This window comes from Pinisolibacter sp. DMC19, from assembly GCF_056313985.1.
In genome coordinates this window covers 405,272-426,046 of sequence record NZ_JBQUZF010000003.1, presented here as the reverse complement: position 1 = coordinate 426,046, position 20,775 = coordinate 405,272, and the positions used below count along the sequence as shown (strand labels likewise).

Genomic DNA, 20,775 nt, shown 5'->3' with positions numbered 1-20,775 from the left:
GCGGTCGATGCGCCCCGCGGTGAGCGGGGCGTCCGATCAGGGCGACTTGAAGAAGTCCTTCGTGGCGACGGTCTCGCCGTCGGACGAGTGCAGCACGAAGGTGAGGTCCTGCGAGGCCGGCAGGGTGGCGCCCGCCGGGGTGGTGACGAGGACGCGCACCTCGCGCGTCTGATCGGAATCGACGGGCAGCAGCAGCGCGCCGCCTTCCGTCTTCGCCGGCGAGGAGGTCTCGAGCCGCGTACCGGCCGGCAGGCCGGTGATCGCGAGGGCGAGTTCGCGGCGCTCCGCCTTCTTGTTGAGGAGGCGGACGGTGAAACCGTTGCGCACCGAGCCGTCGGAGTTCTGCACATATTGCGGGTTGCGGTCGTGCAGGATGTTGAGGCCGATCGTCGCGCGGGTGCCGAGGCGCCACGCCATCACCGAGGCGACCACGGCGATCAGCACCACGTAGACCATGGTGCGGGCGCGGAAGAACTTGAAGACCGGGGCCTCGCCGCGCTCGCGGCGCTCGATGTTGATGTCGGTGTCGTAGCCGATCAGGCGGATGTCCTGGCCGGTCTTGCGCATCACCGCGTCGCAGGCGTCGATGCACAGGCCGCACTGGATGCAGCCCATCTGCAGGCCGTCGCGGATGTCGATGCCGGTCGGGCAGGCGGCGACGCACTGGCCGCAGTCGACGCAGTCGCCGGCCTTCTCGCCCGCCGCGCGCAGCTTCTTGTTGGCCTTGAGCGAGCCGCGCGGCTCGCCGCGGTCGACGCGGTAGGAGACGTTGAGCGCCCATTCGTCGGTCAGCGCCGCCTGGATGCGCGGCCAGGGGCACATGTAGAGGCAGACCTGCTCGCGGGTGAAGCCGGCCAGCAGATAGGTGGTCGAGGTCAGGATCGCCACCCAGACATAGGCGGTCATGTCCGCCTGCAGCGTGAAGAGCTCGACCAGCAGGGTGGGCGCGTCGGCGAAGTAGAGCACGAAGGCACCGCCGGTCAGCATGGCGATGACGATCCACGTCAGATGCGTCGCCGCCTTGCGCCAGATCTTGTCGAAGGTCCAGGGGCCGCGATCGCGCTTCATCTGCGCGCGGCGCTCGCCCTGGAAGATGCGCTCGACCGCGAAGTAGAGGTCGGTCCACACCGTCTGCGGACAGAGGTAGCCGCACCAGATGCGGCCGGCCAGCGCGTTCATCAGGAACAGCACGAAGGCGGCGATGATCATCAGGCCGGTGACGTAATAGACTTCCTGCGGCCAGATCTCGACGAAGAAGAAGTAGAAGCGCCGGCCGGGCAGATCGAGCAGGATCGCCTGGTCGGGCTGGCCGGGCGCGCGGGTCCAGCGCAGGAACGGCAGGAGATAGTAGATCGCCATGCCGGCGACGAGGATCGCCCACTTCAGTCGGCGGAATGTTCCGGAGACCGTCGCGGGATAGATCTTCTTCTGGTCCTCGTAGAGGCTGGCACCGGCATCGGCGCCACTTTCGACACTCATCGCATTCCGTCCTTGCGTCGAGGCCCCGCGACAGATCCGGCGGATCGAACGGTCGACCGCGCACGTCCTAGGTCCGTGCGGGCTTCGGAGCAAGCCCGATCCGGCTGCCCGGGATCAAATGGAAGAGAGATCGGTCGCTGCAATCCCCTCAGAATGCGGGCGACCCATCCGGACGTTCACACGCCCAAAAAAGAAAGGGAGGCGGTTGCCCGCCTCCCTTCCGAGAGATCCTCATCGGATCACTTGCCGCCGCCCAGCGAGTGGACGTAGACGGCCAGGGACTTGATGGTGATCGGGTCGAGACGACCTTCCCACGCCGGCATGACGCCGTGCTTGGGTTCGGTGATCTGCGCCACGACCTTGTCGACACCGGCGCCGTAGAGCCAGATCTTGTCGGTCAGGTTCGGAGCGCCCATCTCCTGGTTGCCCTTGGCGTTGTCGCCATGGCACGAGGCACAGTTGTCGGCGAAGAGCTTCTTGCCGCTGTCGGTGCCCTTCACGGACGAGTCGGAGAGAGAGACGACGTAGGAAGCCACGTCGGCGATCTCTTCCTTCTTCAGGATGCCGTCCTTGCCGAAGGAAGGCATGACCTGGTCACGCGCCTTGGCATGGCCCGAACGGATGCCGAACTGGATCGTCTGGTAGATGTCGGCGAGCTTGCCGCCCCACAGCCAGTCGTCGTCCTGCAGGTTCGGGTAGCCCGGGCCGCCCGTCGCACCCGAGCCGTGGCACGGGGCGCAGTTGTCACCGAAGGCCGCCTTGCCGTTCGCCATGGCGAACTCGAGGTAGGCCGGCGTCGACTTGATCTTCTCGAGCGGCGCGTCGGCGAGACCGACCGCGTCGGCGACGCGCTTGGTCTTGCCGGCTTCGTAGTCGGCGATCGCGGTCGAACGCATCTGGGCACCGAAGATGCCCTTCGTGTAGTCGGAGACCAGCGGCCAGGAGGGGTAGACCACCCAGTAGCCGATCGACCACACGATCGTCGCGTAGAACACCCAGAGCCACCACTTCGGCAGCGGAGTGTTCAGTTCCTTCAGACCGTCCCATTCGTGACCAGTCGTCGACTGGCCCGACAGTTGGTCGAGTTCCTGTTTTGCCATGGATCAATCCTCCCGCAGGGGGATGTGCGAGGCGTCGTCGAAGGACCGCTTGTTGGACGGCCACAGAGCGTAGACGAGCGCCCCCGCGAAGATGACGAAGAAGTAGACCAGACCCCAAGTCTGAGCGAACTTGGCCAGAGATTCGTATGTCATCAGACAAACGCCTCCATCAGCGCAGGTTCGCCTTGTCGTCGTACTTGGAGAAGTCCACCAGGGTGCCGAGCATCTGGAGATAGGCCACCATCGCGTCCATCTCCGTGACCTTGGCGGGGTTGCCGTCGAAGTCACGCGACTTGGCAGAGGCGCCGTACCGCTTCGCCACCGTCGTGTCGTCCGGGGTCGCCTGAGCAACCACGTCCTTGGCGACGTTGGCGATCTGGTCCTCGGTGTAGGGCACGCCCACGAGAGCATGCGTCTTCACCATGTCCACCAGGTGCTTGGTATCCAGTTCGGTCTTCGCGAGGTGGGGATAGCCGGGCATGATGCTGTCCGGAACCACCGCACGCGGGTTGATCAGGTGCTCGACGTGCCACTTGTCGGAATACTTGTTTCCGACGCGCGCCAGATCGGGACCATTGCGCTTGGAACCCCACTGGAAGGGGTGGTCGTACATGGACTCGGCCGCGAGGCTGAAGTGGCCATAGCGTTCGATCTCGTCGCGCATCGGACGGATCATCTGGCTGTGGCAGTTGTAGCAGCCTTCACGAACGTAGATGTTGCGTCCGGCCAGTTCGAGCGGGGTGTAGGGACGCATGCCCTCCACCTTCTCGATCGTGCTCTTCAGATAGAAGAGGGGCACGATTTCGACCAGACCACCGATCGCCACGGCGATCAGGATGCCGACGAGCAGAACGATCGAGTTCTTCTCGAAAATGGCGTGCTTTTCGATCAAGGACATGGATCGTCTCCTCACTCGGCCGGAGTAGCGACCGGGGTGGCGGCAGTGGCGCCTTCGGCGTCCTCACCGGCAACGACCGTCATCCACAGGTTGTAGACCATGATCAGAGCGCCGACGACGAACAGCAGACCGCCGAGAGCACGGATCGCGTAGTAGGGGTGCATCGCAGCCACGGTCTCGATGAACGAGTACTCGAGGAAGCCGAGCTTGTCGTAGGCACGCCACATCAGACCCTGCATGATGCCGGACACCCACATGGCGCAGATGTAGAGCACGATGCCGATCGTCGCGGTCCAGAAGTGCCACGAGACGAGCTTGAGAGAATACACACCCTTCTTGTTCCACAGCCACGGGAAGAGGCAGTAGAGCGCGCCGAAGGACACGAAGCCGACCCAGCCGAGAGCGCCGGAGTGGACGTGACCGACGGTCCAGTCGGTGTAGTGCGACAGACCGTTGACGGCCTTCACCGACATGAGCGGACCTTCGAAGGTCGACATGCCGTAGAAGGCGACCGACACGACGAGCATGCGGAGCACCGGGTCGGTGCGCAGCTTGTCCCAGGCGCCGGAGAGCGTCATCAGACCGTTGATCATGCCACCCCACGACGGCATCCACAGGATGACCGAGAAGGTCATGCCGAGGGTCGAGGCCCATTCGGGCAGCGCCGTGTAGTGAAGGTGATGCGGGCCGGCCCAGATGTACGTGAAGATCAGCGCCCAGAAGTGGACGATCGAGAGCCGGTACGAATAGACCGGACGCTCGGCGCGCTTCGGGACGAAGTAGTACATGATGGCGAGGAACGCGGCGGTCAGGAAGAAGCCGACCGCGTTGTGGCCGTACCACCACTGGACCATGGCGTTCTGGACGCCCGAGAAGGCCTGCACCGACTTCCAGGAGAAGGGCGAGACCGGAACGCGGACGTTGTTGCCGAGGTGCAGCATGGCCACGGTGACGATGAACGACAGCGTGAACCAGTTCGCCACGTAGATGTGGGGCTCCTTACGCTTCCACAGGGTGATGAGGAAGGTGAAGAGATAGACGACCCACACCACGGTCAGCCACAGGTCGGCGTACCATTCGGGTTCGGCATATTCCTGGCCCTGGGTGATGCCCAGCAGGTAGCCCGTGCCGGCGATCACGATGAAGGCGTTGTAGCCCAGCACCACGAACCACGGCGTGACGATACCCGGCAGACGCGCCTGGCAGGTGCGCTGCACGACGTAGAACGACGTCGCCAACAGCACGTTGCCACCGAAGGCGAAGATCACCGCCGAGGTGTGCAGCGGGCGCAGCCGGCCGAAGGCGATCCACTGGAGATCCATGTTGATCACCGGGAACGCCAGCTCGGAGGCGACGATGACGCCGACCAGGAAGCCGGCGACGCCCCAGAACATGGCCGCGATCGAAGCGAACTTGACCGGGCCGTAGTTGTAGTTGGGCTTGCCGTCGATCTCCTGCGTCGGGTTGCCGACGCGGGACTGGTAGCCCTTGATGATGAGGAACACTCCGAGCGCCGCGAAGATCGCGCCGACGATCGCGTGGAACGCGAATTCCGGTTCCCAAGCCTTGCCTGCGAGAATCACGCAGACGACGGCGAGAAGCGCGAGGACGATCGAATAAGCGATCTCCTCGAGCGTGAATGCCTTTGTCTCGACTGGTCGAGCCATCGTTCGCCCCGTTTCTTTAAGTCGATACGCCCCCGGACGGCTCGCCTCGCCTCTCCTGCTCGCGAAGCCCTTCGCCTGCAGGAACCGCGAGACGCCCGTCCGCCTCTTTCCTCGTCGATCCGACGACGTCCGCCGAGTTTCCCCCCCGGCGAGCGGCGTCGGAGCGCCGATCGGGTATCGGTCCGACCCTAAGGCCGAGCGTCTCCCGCCACTTTGATTCAGGTCAACGGACCCGAACCGGTTCGGTAGACGTTCGACCCTGCTGGAGCGGACGCCGGGCGGAGAATAGCCGCGCAAGCGCCCCATCAGCAGCCGGTCGAAATACCTACAACCGAATGTCCAACTCCTTAGACCCCCATGGGAACAGGGGCAATCGGCAATGCGTTGGATCAAGCGCGACACCCTGCCGCCGGGATCTGGAATCCTACGGTTTTCAAAGTGTTCCGGGCAGCGTAGAGTGTCGCCTTCGATCGCCGGGCGAAACCCGTGACGGCCCGTGACGTGCAAGGCGCTCTGCCTCTTGCTCGAACGTGGTGGGTTTGTCGTCGAGAAGGCGAGAATCGGAGGGGTGAGGCGCAAGGGCCGTGTCCACGGCGTGCGCATTGGTCGCGCCGACCGGGAATCGCGCCGCGTGCCCGACCCCGGCGCGGGATCTCTCCCCTCCAGACGACACGGCCGCCCGCGGCGTCGGGGGTGGTCGGCTCGCACGGTCGCCCGTTTGATCGGGGTCAAGGCCGACGAGGAGGGTCGACGCCATGGTGAGCCGCATGTCCCAGACCATCGAACTCAAATACGCCACGCGCAGCGTGCCCCGCTACACGAGCTATCCGACCGCGCCGCACTTCGGCGACGGTGTCGACGGGGCCACGCTCGCCTCCTGGCTCACCGCCCTGCCGGACGATCGACCGGTGTCGATCTATCTGCACGTGCCCTACTGCCGGGCGATCTGCCACTACTGCGGCTGTCACACCAAGGCGGCGCTGCGCGACGATCCGGTGATCGACTATGCGCAGGGCCTGGTCCAGGAGATCGGCCTCGTCGCGGCGGCGATCGGTCGGCGCCTGCCGGTCGGCCACATCCACTGGGGCGGCGGCACGCCGAGCCTGCTGCCGGTCGCGTCGTTCCGCGCCGTTGTGGCGAAGCTCAACGAGTCGTTCGAGATCCTGCCGACCGCCGAGCACGCGATGGAGCTCGACCCGCGCACCGTCACCGTCGAACTGGCCGAGGCGCTGGCCGAGGCCGGCATCACCCGCGCCAGCCTCGGCGTGCAGGACTTCGACGCCACGGTGCAGAAGGCGATCGGCCGCATCCAGCCGATCGAGACCGTCACCGCGGCGGTCGAGGCGCTGCGCGGCGCCGGCATCGCGGCGATCAACTTCGACCTGATGTACGGCCTGCCCTACCAGAGCGCCGAGACGATCCGCAACACGGTCGCCCTCGCCCACGGCTTCGGCCCGTCGCGCATCGCGCTCTTCGGCTATGCCCACGTGCCGTGGTTCAAGAAGCATCAGCGCCTCATCGACGAGGCGGCGCTGCCGGGCGCGACCGAGCGCATCGCGCTCGAGCGCACCGCGCGGGCGATCCTCGCCGAATACGGCTACGAGGCGATCGGTCTCGACCACTTCGCCCTGCCCGACGACGAGATGGCGGTGGCGGCGAAGAGCGGCGATCTCCATCGCAACTTCCAGGGCTACACCACCGACGCCTGCGACACGCTGATCGGCATCGGCACCTCGTCGATCGGTCAGAGCCGGGGCGGCTTCGCCCAGAACGATCCCGACATCGGCCGCTGGCGCAAGGCGGTCGAGGCGGGACGGCTGCCGGTCTCCAAGGGCAAGGCGCTCGACGACGACGACCGGCTGCGCGCCGCGATCATCGAGCGGGTGATGTGCGACTATGCCGTCGACCTCGATGCGGTCTGCGCCGCCCACGGCGTCACGGTCGATGCGGTCGGCGATGCCTTCGAACGGCTCGCCGAGCCGATCGCCGACGGGCTCGCGACGCTGGAAGGCCACCGCCTGACGGTGACCGAGCTCGGTCGGCCGCTGGTGCGCATCGTCGCCGCGGCCTTCGACGTCTATCTCGCCCGCGCCGCTGCCCGCCATTCCGTGGCGGTGTGAACGAGCGACGCGAGACGCGATTTCCGGCCGGCCCGTCCTCGACGCGGCCGGCCGTTTTCGTTTTTGCCCATGCCCAAGCGACGACGCTCCTCGGCGTCGCAGAGGCCCTTCATGCTGAGGTGCGAGCGCCAGCGAGCCTCGAAGCGCGAAGGGCCGATGGGCACGGCCCGTCGACGGCTTCGCCCTTCGAGGCCCGGCTTTGCCGGGCACCTCAGGGTGAAGCCGAACGGGAGGCAGAGAGCGAATCTCGGTTGTGCGACCTCAATCCACCGCGATCGCCGCCACCGTGGCGCCGAGGACGGCGACCAGATCGGCGGGCGCGATGCGGATCTCGAGGCCGCGGCGTCCGCCGGAGACGTGGACGAGACCCGGCAGCAGCAGCGCCTCGTCGACCACCACCGGCAGTGGCCGCTTGGTGCCGAAGGGCGAGATGCCGCCGAGCACGTAGCCGGTGAGGCGCTGGGCGTCGGCCTTGTCGCCCATCTCGGCGCGCTTCCAGCCCAGAGCCTTCGCCGCCAGCGGCAGGCCGAGCTTGCGGGCGACCGGCACCAGGGCGAGGGCATGAGCCTTGGCGCCGTCGCTCGTCACCAGCGTCTTGAAGACCGAATCCGGATCGAGCCCGAGCTTCTCCGCCGCCTCGAGGCCATAGGCTTCGGCGCGCGGGTCGTGGGCGTATTCGAGGAGGTCGAAGGCGATCTTCTTCGTCTTCAGGAAGGTGGTGGCGGGGGTGGCGGCCACGGTCGGGCTCCGGATCTACGATCGATCGCGGCACCCTATCGCCTTGCGGCGACATGAAAAAGGCCCGCCGTCACCGGCGGGCCCAGTCGTGTCTCGGGAGAGACCCTCATGAAGAGGATGATCGACGTCAGTGCGTGCCGGTCAGATGGCAGATGCCGCAGACGTCGGTGATGCGGATGCGATCCTGCTTCTCGATGGCGACGAGGCCGCGGCGCTTGAGATCCGAGATCACCCGGCTGACCGTCTCGATGGTCAGGCCGAGATAGTCGGCGATCTCCTGGCGGGTCATCGTCAGCTCGATCAGCTGTTCGTCCTTGTCGCCCTGCGGCCCGAGGCAGCCGGCCTGGCCGCGCGAGGGGACGAAGCGCATCAGGAAGGTCGCCACCCGCTCGAAGGCCGACTTGCGGCCGAGCAGGACGGCGTGATCGTGCAGCCGCTCGATCTGGCGACGCAGGCATTCGGCGACGTGGCCTTGGAACTTGTCGGAGGCCTCGAGGTCGCGGCGGTCGAGGATGCGCACCACCGAGGGCGTCAGCGTCTCGGCGTTGCAGTCGTAGAGCTTGCCGCCGACGACGCCGAACAGCGCCTCCGGAGCGATCACCTCCACCACCTGACGGCGACCGTCGGGCAGCAGCTTGAACAGCATCACCGCGCCTTCGATCAGCTCGTAGACGCGATCGGCCGGGTCGCCCTCGTAGAAGATGGCGTCGTGTTCCGCGACGCGCTGGGTCTTCACGCGCTGCGAGCGCGCGAATTCCGACCAGTCTGCGTCGGCTCCCACCGCTCTCGGCGGCGCGCCGGCGATTCCGATGCCGCGATCCGAATAGGCCATGTCTCGTCCCTCCTCGCCGATCGTCCCCCACCCGTCACGGAATCCGTGACGGTCGTCCGTGGAAAGGCCGACCGGGTTCGCCGGGCAGAAGTCGCTCCGACGATCCGTGCTGTCGACGAATGCCATCTCTCCGCTCCACCAGTTTCCGGTGCCGGCCCGTCTCCGGCAACCGAAAGGACGCGGAAAGATCGCGATCCTCGACGACGAAAAGCTAAAAAGAAGCACCGGGCACCACAATCCCGGTCCGCTACGTACATCGAAAGGTCCAGGCCGCCCCCCGGGCGGCCGGACCGCGTCATGCGGCATCCGGCTGCGCGCAACGCATCGCCGAATCCCGTTCGTCGAGAAAGCCCTTGTCCGGACACGACGTTTTCGCCGAACGCCATGCGAGACCCCCGCTCCGGCGATCGGAGCAGCGTATCACAGGACGGAGACCAGCGTGTCGCCCGACAGCGGCTTGCGCAGGACCGGCACGTCGTCGAGGTCGCGCAGCTCGTCTTCGATGGTCTTCTGGGCCTGGCCGGAGATGGCGATGATCCGCGGCGTCGGCATCAAGCGGTGCAGCCAGCGGATGACATGGGCGCCGCGAATGCCCGGCAGGCCGAGGTCGACGATGATCACGTCGCGTGCGCCGGGCGGGGCGCATTCGAAGAAGCTCTCGGCGTCGGGATGCGACACGACGTCGTGGCCGAGCGCCTGCAGCAGGAAGCGCAGGCTGTCGGACACGCCGGGATCGTCCTCGACGATGTGGATGGTTCCGCCGTAGCCGGGCACGCCCGGGGATCTGGATGCGTTCATTCTGGTCACTCGGCCGTGTGGATTTTTCACTGTGCCGAAAACCGATGGAGGTCACATCCGTATTGTCCCGAGCGCAGCGCTCGAGAAAACGTCATCGCCGGCGATGGCGCGTATTTGTTCGCATTCGTCCCGTTGCCGCGACAAACCGCGGCAACGCATCGATTCGATCGGCCCGACCGGCGACGGACGGCCTCAGCCGTGCTCGCCGGTCAGGACGATGCGCACCAGATCGGCGGCGTTGCGGGCGCCGAGCTTCTCCATGATGCGGGCGCGGTGCACCTCGATGGTGCGCGGCGAGATGCCGAGATGGCGGCCCGCCTCCTTGTTGGAGGCGCCGGCGGTGATCTGGCCCAGCACCTCGATCTCGCGCGGGGTGAGGAGCTCGCGACCGGGGAAGTCGGCGATGGCGCCGTGACCGTCGGCGCGGCGGGCCTGGGCGGCCAGCGTCTCGCGGACGCGGTCGACGATCTGGCCGGCGTCGAACGGCTTCTCGATGAAGTCGAAGGCGCCGTACTTGATGGCGGTGACCGCCATCGGAATGTCGCCCTGGCCGGAGATGATGAAGATCGGCGCCGGCCAGTGGTCGGCGTTGAGGGTCTTCAGGATGTCGAGGCCGGAGCGGCCGGGCATGTGGACGTCGAGGAAGACGCAGGACGGCGTCTGTGTCCGCGCCGCCTCGAGGAATGCATCGCCCGATTCGTAGCCCGTGACCGAAAAGCCTTCCATCTCGAAGACCACGGACAGGGCATCGCGAACGGCGGGCTCGTCGTCGACGACCCAGATCGTCTGTTCGGTCTTCTGTGTGCGGCCAATCATGTCGTCACCTCGATATGTCTCATCCGCGCCTGCCCGTGGGCCGACACGAACGCGGGTCGAAACTCATTCGGCTCGCGCCAGCGGCGTCGCCTCGAGCGGCAGGGTGAGAACGAAGGTGGCGCCGCGACCGGCCCCACCGGGTTCCACCAACAGGTCTCCACCGTGGTTCTGAGCGATCGAGCGGGAAATCGCAAGGCCCAGACCCAGACCCGACTTCTTCGAGGTCGCGAAGGCCTTGAAGAGATCGCGGACGGTGTTCTTCGGAATGCCGGGACCGCTGTCCTCGATTTCGATCAGCAGGCGGCCGTCGTCGACATGGGCGGCGATGCGAATCCAGCGATCCTCGCGCTCGCGCACCGCCTCGATGCCGTTGCGGATGAGGTTGATCAGCACCTGCTGGATCTGCACCGGATCGACGTCGAGGGCCGGCAGGTCGGCGGCGATGTCGCGCACCACCTCGATGCCGGCGCCGTCGTGGCCGAGCATGGTCAGTTCCAGCGCCTCGTCGACCAGCTTGGCGACCTCGACCGGCTGGCGATCGGGTTCGCGCTTCTCGACGAAATGGCGCATGCGCTGAATGATGGCGCCGGCGCGCTCGGCCTCGCGGCGGGTCTTGGCGACGATCTCGACGGTCGCGGCCTCGACCGAGCCGTCCTCGACGCCGGCCTCGAGCTTGCGACCGAGCGCCTGGAGATAGAGCATCACCGCGGTCAGCGGCTGGTTGAGTTCGTGGGCGATCGCCGCGCCCATCTCGTCCATGGCGTTGACGCGGGCCATCTGGACGAGCTGCGCCTGGAGCTGGTTGAGCCGCTGCTCGACCGCCTTGCGCGAACGCAGGTCGCGGATGATGCCGATGAACTGGCGACCCTCGGGGGTGCGGCACTCGCCGACCGACAGTTCGATCGGGATGATGGTGCCGTCGGCGTGGCGGCCGCGCACCTCGCGGCCGATGCCGATGATCTTCTTGACGCCGGTCGCCATGTACTGGTTGACCCAGAAGTCATGGCCGTGGGCGAACTCGGGCGGCATCAGCACCGAGATGCCCTGCCCCGCCACTTCCGCCGCGGTCAGACCGAAGAGATCCTCGCACGCCTTGTTGAAGATCAGGATGCGACTCTTCTCGTCGATCACGACGATGCCGTCGACGGCCGTATCGAGCACACTGAGGAGACGCGCCTCGGAAACGGTCGGCGGCTGGGTGGACACGTGTGGCGGCTCCCGACGAACAGAGTCTGATTTGCGGTATTTACATACCTTTGCTGCTCCGGTCTGCCCGGAGCAACTTCCATATCAGACAAAATCCGTATGATTCTCAAGCCCCGCGGGGACGATGGAGCCATTCGGCGAGACGCCCGGCCGCTTCCGTGATGCTCGCCGGGCCGCGGGCGAAGCACAGACGGAGGAACCCCTCGCCCGCCGGACCGAAGGCGGTGCCGGGCGCGAGGCCGACGTTGGCCTCGTCGACGAGGGTGAGACCGAGCCGTCCGGTCTCGTTCCAGCCCTCGACGCCGAAGAACAGATAGAAGGCACCGACCGGCGGCGAGAGCCGCACCCGGCCGGTGGCGGCGAGCGTGTCGACGAGGATGCGGCGGCTGTCGCGGATGCGCCCGATCTGGAAGGCGAGGAAGTCCTCGCCCTGTTCGAGGGCGGCGACGGCGGCGCGCTGGACGAAGACGGCGACGCCGGAGGTCGAGTACTGGATCAGGTTCTCGAGCACGTCGCCGAGCGCAGGCGGCGCCTCGATCCAACCGACGCGCCAGCCGGTCATCGCCCAGTTCTTCGAGAAGGTGTTGACGAAGACCACCCGGTCGTCGGGGCCGGCGACGTCGTGGAAGGAGGGCGCCCGCGCCGAGCCGTCCCAGACGAAGCGGCCGTAGACCTCGTCGGCGACGATCCACAGGCCGTGACGGCGGGCGAGATCGAGGATCGCGGCGAGTTCGTCGCGGGTCGCGGTCCAGCCGGTCGGATTGCACGGCGAATTGAGGAAGATCACCTTGGTCGCCGGCGTCACCGCGGCGGCGAGTTGCTCGACGTCGAGCACCCAGCCGGCGTTGCCGAAGGTCATGGCGACCTCGACGACCTTCGCGCCGCGCAGGCCCGCGGCGGCGGCGAAGTTGGGCCAGGCCGGGGTCGGCACGATCACCTCGTCGCCCTGGCCGGCGAGCGCGGTCAGCGCGATCTGGATCGCCTGCATGCCGGACGCCGTGACGAAGAAGCGCTCGGGCGAGAAGGTCCCGCCGTAGAGCCGGCCGTGATAGGCGGCGAGCGCGGCGCGCAGTTCGGGGATGCCGCGCTGCCAGGTGTAGAAGGTCTCGCCGGCGGCGAGCGAACGGGCGGCGGCGGCACAGACGAAGTCCGGCGTCGGCAGATCGCCCTCGCCCGCCCACAGCGGGATCATCCCCTCACGCGTGCGGCCGTAGTTCATCACCTCGACGATGCCGGAGGGCGGCGCCGCGAGGGCTTCGGGCCGGAGGGAGACGAGGAGATCGGCGGGCGACGTGGTCATGAAGAGACGGCTCCGAGGATGCGAAGCGGTCAGTCTAGCCGCTTCGCGTCCGTCGGGGCATGAAAAGCCGTGACACGATCGATCGACGATTCTGATGGATCGCGCGCGATCGTCGCTGCCGCGTCACTTCTTCAGGAGATCGCGGATCTCTTCCAGGAGCAGCTCCGAGCGGGTCGGCTCGGGGGCCGGCACCGGGGCTTCCTCTTCCTTCTTCTTCAGCGTGTTCATCGCCTTGACGACGAGGAACAGGACGAAGGCGACGATCAGGAAGTTGAGCGTCACGGTGACGAACTGGCCCCAGCCGAGCGTCGCGCCGACCGCCTTGGCGGCAGCATAGGTGGCGGGCGCCTCGGCCGAGCCGGTCAGCGCCTTGAACAGCACGAACTTGTTGGAGAAGTCGAGCCCGCCGGTCACCGCGCCGACCACCGGCATGATGACGTCGGCGACGAGACTGTCGACGATCTTGGAGAAGGCGGCGCCGATCACCACGCCGATCGCCAGATCGACGACGTTGCCGCGCAGGGCGAACTTCTTGAATTCCTCGAGCATGGGCCGTCTCCTCGTCGGCCGCCGTCGCGCGACGGCGGCATGGGCTTCTCTCTATCGCGACACCGCCTCTTCCGCTACGTCATCCAAGCGAATCGCGTCGGGCTCATCCGGATGGACCCGGATGTGGGTGGATGGAGGGTGCGCGCATGCTCGCCATGGTGGACATACGCCTTTCGTCGGGGCTATGAAGTCATGTCCGTTCGCGAAGGCCCGCGCGACATCGAGAAGAAGGCCGCCGAACCATGATCCACGGATGGCTCGTCCTCGTCGTCGCCATCGCCTACATCGGAGCGCTGTTCGGCATCGCCCACTGGGGTGACCGCCGCCTCGGACGCGTGTCGCCGACGATCGGCCGGCCGACGATCTACGCGCTGTCGCTCGGCGTCTACTGCACCTCGTGGACCTTCTTCGGATCGGTCGGTCAGGCCGCGCTCAAAGGCCTCGACTTCCTGACCATCTACATCGGGCCGATCCTGCTCTACCTGTTCGGCTACGGCATCCTCGAGCGGATGATCCGGCTGGCCAAGGCCGAACGCATCACCTCGATCGCCGACTTCATCGCCGCCCGCTACGGCAAGAACCAGAGGCTCGCCGCCGTCGTCACGGTGATCGCACTGGTCGGTATCGTCCCCTACATCGCGCTGCAGCTGAAGGCGGTGTCGACCTCGGTGACGACGCTCGTCCACCACATCGATTTCGGCCTCGCACCGTCGCAGTTCCGACCCGACGTGCCGCTCGGCGTCGCCGCCGCTATGGCCGCCTTCGCCTGTCTGTTCGGTACCCGCCACATCGACGCCACGGAGCATCAGCAGGGGCTGATGCTGGCGATCGCGGCGGAATCGGTGGTCAAGCTCTTCGCCCTGTCGCTGGTCGGCATCTACGTCACCTTCGTGCTGTTCGACGGGCCGAGCGACCTGATGGCCTCGATCGTCGACAATCCGGTCGGGGCGCACGTGCTGTCGGGCAATCTGTCGGGCGGCAACTGGATCGTCATGACGACGCTGTCGTTCTTCGCGATCCTGATGCTGCCGCGGATGTTCCATGTCGCCGTGGTCGAGAACCACACGCCGGCCGAACTCAAGCGCGCCCGCTGGCTGTTCCCGCTCTATCTCGTCGCCATCAACGTCTTCGTCGTGCCGATCGCGCTGGGCGGCCTCTCCCGCTACGGCACCGCCATCGACGCCGACACCTTCGTGCTGCGCCTGCCGCTCGACGCCGGGGCCGACTGGGTGACGCTCTTCGCCTTCGTCGGCGGCCTGTCGTCCGCCACCGCCATGGTGATCGTCGCCTCGGTGGCGCTGTCGATCATGATCTGCAACGAGCTCGTGGCGCCGGTGCTGGTCAAATGGGCCGGCCGCGACGGCCGCGACCAGCCCGACATGATGCGGACGCTGCTGATCGTGCGGCGCATCGCCATCGTCGTGGTGCTGGCGCTCGCCTATCTCTATCTGCGGCTGGTCGCCGACGCGTCGGCGCTGGCGGAGATCGGTCTCCTCGCCTTCGCGGCGATCGCCCAGTTCGCCCCCGCCTTCTTCGGCGCGCTGTTCTGGCGGCGCGGCACGGCGCGCGGCGCCATTGCCGGCATCGTCGTCGGCTTCGTCGTGTGGATCTACACGCTGGCGCTGCCGACCTTCGTCGAGGCCGGCTACGGCACGACGTCGTTCCTGCTCAACGGGCCGTTCGGCTTCTGGTTCCTGAGGCCGCAGGCGCTGTTCACCCTCGCCTTCGACCCGCTCTCGCACGGCGTGTTCTGGAGCCTCGCCTTCAACACCGCCGCCTTCGTGTCGATCTCGATGATGCGGCCGCCGGAGCCGATCGAGCGCCTCCAGGCCAACGTCTTCGTGCCGTCCGACTTCGCCCCCGCCCCGGCGCTGCGGCGCTGGCGCACCGCCGTCACGGTCGACGACCTGATCTCCACCGTCGCCCGCTATCTCGGCGAGGAGCGCACCCGGCGCGCCTTCGGCGAGTTCGGGCGGTCGCATTCGATGCTGCTGACCGGCGATCGGCCGGCCGACCTGCATCTGCTGCGCTTCGCCGAGCAGCTGCTCGCCTCGGCGATCGGCGCGGCCTCGTCGCGGCTGGTGCTCTCCCTGCTGGTCAAGCGGCGCGACCCGTCGACCAAGGCGGCGATGAAGCTGCTCGACGACGCCTCCGCCGCCATCCAGTACAACCGCGACCTCCTCCAGATCGCGCTCGATCAGGTCGGCCAGGGCATCTCGGTGTTCGATCGCGAGCTCGGCCTCATCTGCTGGAACCGTCAGTTCCGCCAGATCCTCGACCTGCCGCCGGGCTTCGCCCAGGTCGGCGTGTCGCTGCAGGCGATCATCCGCGACCGCTCCGAGCACGGCGAGTTCGGCCCCGGCAATCCCGAGCGGATCATCAAGGACCGCATGGATCGCCTCGTCCGGCGGATGGAGACCTATCACGAGCGCCTCGCCTCGACCGACGCGGTGATCGAGGTTCGCACCTCGCCGATGCCGGACGGCGGCATCGTGACGACCTGGACCGACATCACCGAACGCGTCTCCTCGGCCGAGGCACTGGCGCGGGCCAACGAGACGCTGGAGCGGCGCGTGCGCGAGCGCACCGAGGAGCTGACCCGCCTCAACGGCGAACTGTCGCGCGCCAAGGCGGAGGCCGACGAGGCCAACATCGGCAAGACACGCTTCCTCGCCGCCGCCGGTCACGACATTCTCCAGCCGCTCAACGCGGCGCGGCTCTATGCGACGTCGCTGGTGGAGAAGACCGAGCATTCGCCGCTCGCCACCCACGCGGTCAACATCGACCAGTCGCTCGACGCGGTCGAAGAGATCCTCGGCGCGCTGCTCGACATCTCGCGGCTCGACGCCGGCGCGCTCAAGCCCGAGTTCACCGTCTTCCGCATCGACGAGATCCTGAAGCCGCTGACCATCGAGTTCGAGCCGATCGCCCGCGACCGCGGCCTGCGCTTCCACGTGCTGCCGTGTTCGCTGTGGGTGCGTTCGGACCGGCGGCTGCTGCGACGCCTGATCCAGAACCTGATCTCCAACGCCATCAAGTACACGCCGCGCGGCAGCGTGCTGGTCGGTGTGCGGCGGCGGCGCGGGCGACTGGCGGTGGAAGTGCTCGACACCGGCCTCGGCATCTCGCCCGATCAGCAGAAGGTGATCTTCCAGGAGTTCCAGCGGCTCGATCAGGGCGCCAAGATCGCCCGCGGCCTCGGCCTCGGCCTGTCGATCGTCGAGCGCATCTCGCGGGTGCTGGCGCATCCGATCGGGCTGACCTCGGAGCCCGGCAAGGGCTCGCGCTTCCACGTCGAGGTGCCGACGGCGGCCGCCATGCCCAACGTCGCGCCGACCGACGGCACGCCGCGGCCGACCGCCGCCAAGTTCGACGGCATGACCGTGCTCTGCCTCGACAACGAGGAGACCATCCTCGACGGCATGGAGGCGCTGCTGGTCGGCTGGGGCGTCAAGGTCGTCAAGGCGCGCGACCAGAAGGACGCCTCCGAGCAGCTGGCCAATCTGGTCAAGGAGACCGGCCAGGGGCCGGACATCCTCTTCGTCGACTATCACCTCGACGACGGCAACGGGATCGACGCCGTGGTGCAGCTGCGCTGGCGCTTCGGCTCCGACCTGCCGGCGGCGCTGATCACCGCCGATCGCGGCCCGCAGGTGCGCGAGGAGGCGACCGAGAAGTCGATCACCGTGCTGAACAAGCCGGTGAAGCCGGCGGCGCTGCGCGCCGTCCTCACCCAGTGGCGCAGCGCCAAGTCCGCCGCTGCGGAGTGACGAGACCACCGACCCGACGATCCGGAGATCCCCGATGACAGACGCCCCCGCCTCCCGCATCGCGCTCGTCACCGGGGCCGGCAGCGGCATCGGGCGGGCGTCGGCGCTCGCGCTCGCCGCCGACGGCTGGACGCTCGTGCTGACCGGGCGCCGCGTCGAACCGCTCGAGGAGACGGCGAGGCTGATCGAGGCGGCGGGCGGCCGGGCGCTGGCGGTGCCGGCGGACGTCGGCAATTCCGCCGCGGTCGAGGCACTGTTCGCGACGATCGAGGCGCGCTTCGGGCGGATCGACTTCGTCTTCAACAACGCCGGGCGCGGCACCGGCGCCATCCCGATCGACGAACTGAGCGACGCCGACTGGGCGGCGACGGTGGCGGTCAACCTGACCGGCGTCTTCAACGTGACGCGCGCCGCCTTCCGGCTGATGAAGCGTCAGGTGCCGCAGGGCGGGCGGATCGTCAACAACGGTTCGATCTCGGCCCATGCGCCGCGACCGAACTCTGTGCCCTATACCGCGACCAAACACGCCGTCACCGGCCTCACCCGCTCGATCGCGCTCGACGGGCGGCCCTTCGACATCGCCTGCGGCCAGATCGACATCGGCAACGCGGCGACCGAGATGACGGACCGGATGACCCTCGGCGTGCCGCAGGCCGACGGGTCGGTCAGGGCCGAACCGCGGATGGAGGTCGCCGACGTCGGCCGCGCCGTCGTCCACATGGCGAGCCTGCCGCCGGGCTCCAACATCCTGTTCATGACGGTGATGGCGACCAAGATGCCCTTCGTCGGGCGGGGGTGAGGCCAAGAAAAAGGCGACGCCACCGGCGTCGCCTCGTGTCTCGTCGGCTTCGACCGCGGCGGGGTTCACACCCCGACGGAACTCCACTGACCGGCTTCGATCTTGGAGGCCGCGATGACCGCCTGGGTGCGGCTCTCGACGCCGAGCTTCTGCAGGATCGCCGAGACGTGCGCCTTGACGGTCGCCTCGGAGACGCCGAGCTCGTAGGCGATCTGCTTGTTGAGCAGGCCTTCCGACAGCATCATCAGCACACGCACCTGCTGCGGCGTCAGCGTCGACAGGCGCTGCACCAGCTTGGCGGTGTCGTCGACGGGAACCGCCGAGAGATCGATGTCGGCGGGGGTCCAGACGTCGCCGTTCATCACGGTCGACAGCGCCTCGCGGATCGAATCGGTACCGAGCGACTTCGGCACGAAGCCGGCGGCACCGAATTCCATGCAGCGCCGGATCGTCCCCGGATCTTCGTTGGCGGAGACCACCACCACCGGAACCGCCGGGAACTGGGCACGCAGATACATCAGGCCGGAGAAGCCGCGCACGCCGGGCATGTTCAGATCGAGCAATACGAGATCGACTTCCTCGCCCTCCTCGAGAATCTTGGAGACGGCCTCGAGCGATCCCGCCTCGGCGATCACGACGCCCTCGAAGAGGCTCTCGAGCGTCTGACGCAATGCACCGCGAAAGAGCGGATGATCATCCGCGATCACGAACCGATAACCCGGATTGGTGGCCAATCCCCTTCTCCTTTAGGTTCGTCCGGCGCGCCCCGAGCGGACTCGCGGATTTTCGTGCGGCGACGGGTCGGCGACGATCCCCCAATCGCGCCGGTCGCGGTCGGCTGGACGCCGACGAGTGAATTATCGATCCCGCAACGCAACTTCGCAAGCGTCATCCGAAAGGATGAGGCCGAATAAGCTTCATTACTAGGGCAAAATTGGCGAATTCCGTCGATTTCTTGCAAATTGGAATTTTCTTGCCCCGCATCGAGCGCCGAGCCGCCTTGCGATGACGGGCTGGTCAGCGGGCGTACCTGCGATACTCTCGCAGCTTTCGCCCACCCGTCCGCATCGGAGCCCACCGTGAACGACATCGCGTCACCCCGCCGCCACGCCCTCTTTCCCGACATCGCGCCGCATCGCAGCGGCCGCCTGAAGGTCTCCGACCTGCACGAGATCTATTGGGAAGAAAGCGGAAATCCGGCCGGAAAGCCGGTGATCTGCCTGCACGGCGGCCCCGGTGGCGGCATCACGCCGACCATGCGCCGGCTGCACGATCCGGCCGTCTATCGCATCGTCGCCTTCGACCAGCGCGGCTGCGGACAGTCGACGCCGCATGCCGAACTCGCCGAGAACACCACCTGGGACCTCGTCGCCGACATCGAGCGCATCCGCGAGCATCTCGGCATCGAGCGCTGGCAGGTCTACGGCGGTTCGTGGGGCTCGACGCTGGCGCTCGCCTATGCCGAGACCCACCCGGAGCGGGTCAGCGAGATCATCCTGCGCGGCATCTTCATGCTGCGGCGCAAGGAACTCCTGTGGTTCTACCAGGAGGGCGCGAGCCTGATCTTCCCCGACCTCTTCGAGCCCTTCCGTGATCTGATCCCGCGGCACGAGCAGCACGACCTGATCGCCGCCTATCACCGCCGCCTGACCGGGCCGGGCGAGGCGCTGCGGCTCGAGGCGGCGCGGCGCTGGGCGACCTGGGAGGGCTCGACCCTGTCGCTCCTGCCCGATCCCGAGCGTGCGGCGGCCTTCGGCGGCGACAGCTTCGCCCTCGCCTTCGCGCGAATCGAGTGCCACTTCTTCATGAACGGCGGCTTCTTCGAGGTCGAGGACCAGCTGCTGCGCGACGTCCACCGCATCCGCCACATCCCGGCGGTGATCGTCCACGGCCGCTACGACATGTGTACGCCGATGTTCAACGCCTGGGACCTCAAGAAGGCCTGGCCGGAGGTGGACCTCCGGATCATCGACGACGGCGGCCACGCCGTCACCGAACCGGGGCTGGTCGCCGAGATGGTCGCAGCCTCGGAGGCCTTCAAGCACCGCCCGGCGTGAGTGCCCGCGTGCCGAGAAAATGGAGCGCCGCCTCGCGGGTCGAACCGCGGTCGCGGTGCTCCATCACATAGATCGTCTGCCAGGTGCCGAGCTCCATCCGCCCGACGCGGACGGGAACGGCGAGCGACACGCCGGTCAGCGTCGTCTTGACGTGGGCCGGCATGTCGTCGTCGCCCTCGAGGGCATGGCGCCAGTGGTGGCCGCGCGGGGCGAGGCGGTCGAGGGCGACGACGAGATCGGGCAGGACCTCGGGCGAGGCGTTCTCCTGGACGGTCAGCGACGCCGAAGTGTGGCGCAGAAAGATCGTCAGCAGTCCGTCGTCGGCGCCGATGGCGTCGAGCCAGCCGGCGAGGTCGTCGCCGACGTCGGTGAGCGACCGACCGCGGGTCGCCACCGACAGCCGCGCCGTCGCCTGGAACAGCGCCGCGCCGGTCGCCTCGGTGCCGTGCCGAATGGTCGCCATCGTCTCTTCTCCCCGTCCGCGTCGAAGGTCGTGTCGATCGGGTCACCGTCTCGCCGCAATGAAGCGGCACGACCGTTTCCCGCGAAGACGCGCGATCCGCCCTCTCTCCCATTGAACCGGGCCCGAGGGAAGGCTATGACGTCGTCACGCTCCACGCTTCCGAATTACCTTCAAGAAACGGGA

At 67.5% G+C, this 20,775-nt stretch carries 18 protein-coding genes; 4 read left to right on the top strand and 14 right to left on the bottom strand.

Going from position 1 to position 20,775, the window contains the following annotated elements; translation table 11 throughout:
- Positions 1-36: 36 nt before the first annotated feature.
- The 5 genes from ccoG to ccoN all read right to left on the bottom strand — a co-directional run bounded on the left by ccoG (position 37) and on the right by ccoN (position 5,144).
- Complete coding sequence (ccoG, locus tag ACT53U_RS10095) at positions 37-1,479, bottom strand: cytochrome c oxidase accessory protein CcoG (RefSeq protein WP_476154672.1); 1,443 nt, start codon at positions 1,477-1,479, stop codon at positions 37-39.
- A 239-nt stretch (positions 1,480-1,718) separates the two neighbouring features.
- Positions 1,719-2,579, bottom strand: a complete 861-nt coding sequence (ccoP, locus tag ACT53U_RS10090; protein WP_476154669.1) for a cytochrome-c oxidase, cbb3-type subunit III — start codon at positions 2,577-2,579, stop codon at positions 1,719-1,721.
- A gap of 3 nt (positions 2,580-2,582) precedes the next feature.
- Positions 2,583-2,732: a cbb3-type cytochrome c oxidase subunit 3 gene (locus ACT53U_RS10085; protein ID WP_476134973.1), complete on the bottom strand. Its 150-nt coding sequence runs from the start codon at positions 2,730-2,732 to the stop codon at positions 2,583-2,585.
- A 16-nt stretch (positions 2,733-2,748) separates the two neighbouring features.
- Positions 2,749-3,477, bottom strand: coding sequence for a cytochrome-c oxidase, cbb3-type subunit II (gene ccoO, locus ACT53U_RS10080; RefSeq protein WP_476154667.1), 729 nt, complete (start codon positions 3,475-3,477; stop codon positions 2,749-2,751).
- Positions 3,478-3,488: 11 nt separating this feature from the next.
- Positions 3,489-5,144, bottom strand: coding sequence for a cytochrome-c oxidase, cbb3-type subunit I (ccoN, locus tag ACT53U_RS10075; protein WP_476154665.1), 1,656 nt, complete (start codon positions 5,142-5,144; stop codon positions 3,489-3,491).
- 767 nt (positions 5,145-5,911) lie between these two features.
- Here ccoN and hemN point away from each other — a divergent pair.
- Positions 5,912-7,264: an oxygen-independent coproporphyrinogen III oxidase gene (gene hemN, locus ACT53U_RS10070; protein WP_476154663.1), complete on the top strand. Its 1,353-nt coding sequence runs from the start codon at positions 5,912-5,914 to the stop codon at positions 7,262-7,264.
- 261 nt (positions 7,265-7,525) lie between these two features.
- Here the strand turns inward: hemN and ybaK are convergent, their stop codons facing one another.
- From ybaK to mscL, 7 genes are all read right to left on the bottom strand, one after another.
- Entirely contained in the window at positions 7,526-8,002 is a 477-nt protein-coding gene (gene ybaK / locus ACT53U_RS10065) for a Cys-tRNA(Pro) deacylase (protein WP_476154661.1), read from the bottom strand.
- Between the two features lie 127 nt (positions 8,003-8,129).
- Positions 8,130-8,834, bottom strand: a complete 705-nt coding sequence (locus ACT53U_RS10060; protein WP_476154659.1) for a Crp/Fnr family transcriptional regulator — start codon at positions 8,832-8,834, stop codon at positions 8,130-8,132.
- A 420-nt stretch (positions 8,835-9,254) separates the two neighbouring features.
- Positions 9,255-9,632 carry a response regulator gene (locus ACT53U_RS10055; RefSeq protein WP_476154657.1) on the bottom strand — a complete coding sequence of 126 codons (378 nt, stop codon included), beginning with the start codon at positions 9,630-9,632 and terminating at the stop codon, positions 9,255-9,257.
- Positions 9,633-9,824: 192 nt separating this feature from the next.
- Positions 9,825-10,448, bottom strand: coding sequence for a response regulator transcription factor (locus ACT53U_RS10050; RefSeq protein ID WP_476134962.1), 624 nt, complete (start codon positions 10,446-10,448; stop codon positions 9,825-9,827).
- 63 nt (positions 10,449-10,511) lie between these two features.
- Positions 10,512-11,654: a two-component system sensor histidine kinase NtrB gene (locus tag ACT53U_RS10045; protein ID WP_476154655.1), complete on the bottom strand. Its 1,143-nt coding sequence runs from the start codon at positions 11,652-11,654 to the stop codon at positions 10,512-10,514.
- A gap of 106 nt (positions 11,655-11,760) precedes the next feature.
- A complete protein-coding gene (locus ACT53U_RS10040) occupies positions 11,761-12,954 on the bottom strand; it encodes a pyridoxal phosphate-dependent aminotransferase (RefSeq protein WP_476154653.1) in 1,194 nt (397 codons plus the stop codon).
- A 123-nt stretch (positions 12,955-13,077) separates the two neighbouring features.
- Entirely contained in the window at positions 13,078-13,503 is a 426-nt protein-coding gene (mscL, locus tag ACT53U_RS10035) for a large conductance mechanosensitive channel protein MscL (protein WP_476154651.1), read from the bottom strand.
- Positions 13,504-13,745: 242 nt separating this feature from the next.
- Here mscL and ACT53U_RS10030 point away from each other — a divergent pair, with 242 nt between their 5' ends.
- Both ACT53U_RS10030 and ACT53U_RS10025 read left to right on the top strand, forming a co-directional pair.
- Positions 13,746-17,273: a hybrid sensor histidine kinase/response regulator gene (locus ACT53U_RS10030; protein WP_476154649.1), complete on the top strand. Its 3,528-nt coding sequence runs from the start codon at positions 13,746-13,748 to the stop codon at positions 17,271-17,273.
- A gap of 34 nt (positions 17,274-17,307) precedes the next feature.
- Positions 17,308-18,072 (top strand): SDR family oxidoreductase, encoded by a 765-nt coding sequence (locus ACT53U_RS10025; RefSeq protein WP_476154647.1) that lies wholly within the window; start codon positions 17,308-17,310, stop codon positions 18,070-18,072.
- Between the two features lie 65 nt (positions 18,073-18,137).
- Here the strand turns inward: ACT53U_RS10025 and ACT53U_RS10020 are convergent, their stop codons facing one another.
- Complete coding sequence (locus tag ACT53U_RS10020) at positions 18,138-18,806, bottom strand: response regulator transcription factor (protein ID WP_476134951.1); 669 nt, start codon at positions 18,804-18,806, stop codon at positions 18,138-18,140.
- Positions 18,807-19,160: 354 nt separating this feature from the next.
- Between ACT53U_RS10020 and pip the strand changes: the two genes are divergently transcribed.
- Complete coding sequence (pip, locus tag ACT53U_RS10015; protein ID WP_476155053.1) at positions 19,161-20,129, top strand: prolyl aminopeptidase; 969 nt, start codon at positions 19,161-19,163, stop codon at positions 20,127-20,129.
- Here pip and ACT53U_RS10010 read toward each other — a convergent pair.
- On the bottom strand, positions 20,110-20,592 hold the full coding sequence (locus tag ACT53U_RS10010; RefSeq protein ID WP_476154645.1) for a secondary thiamine-phosphate synthase enzyme YjbQ: 483 nt from the start codon (positions 20,590-20,592) through the stop codon (positions 20,110-20,112). The two genes, pip and ACT53U_RS10010, sit on opposite strands and share 20 nt — an antisense overlap.
- Positions 20,593-20,775: the final 183 nt, after the last annotated feature.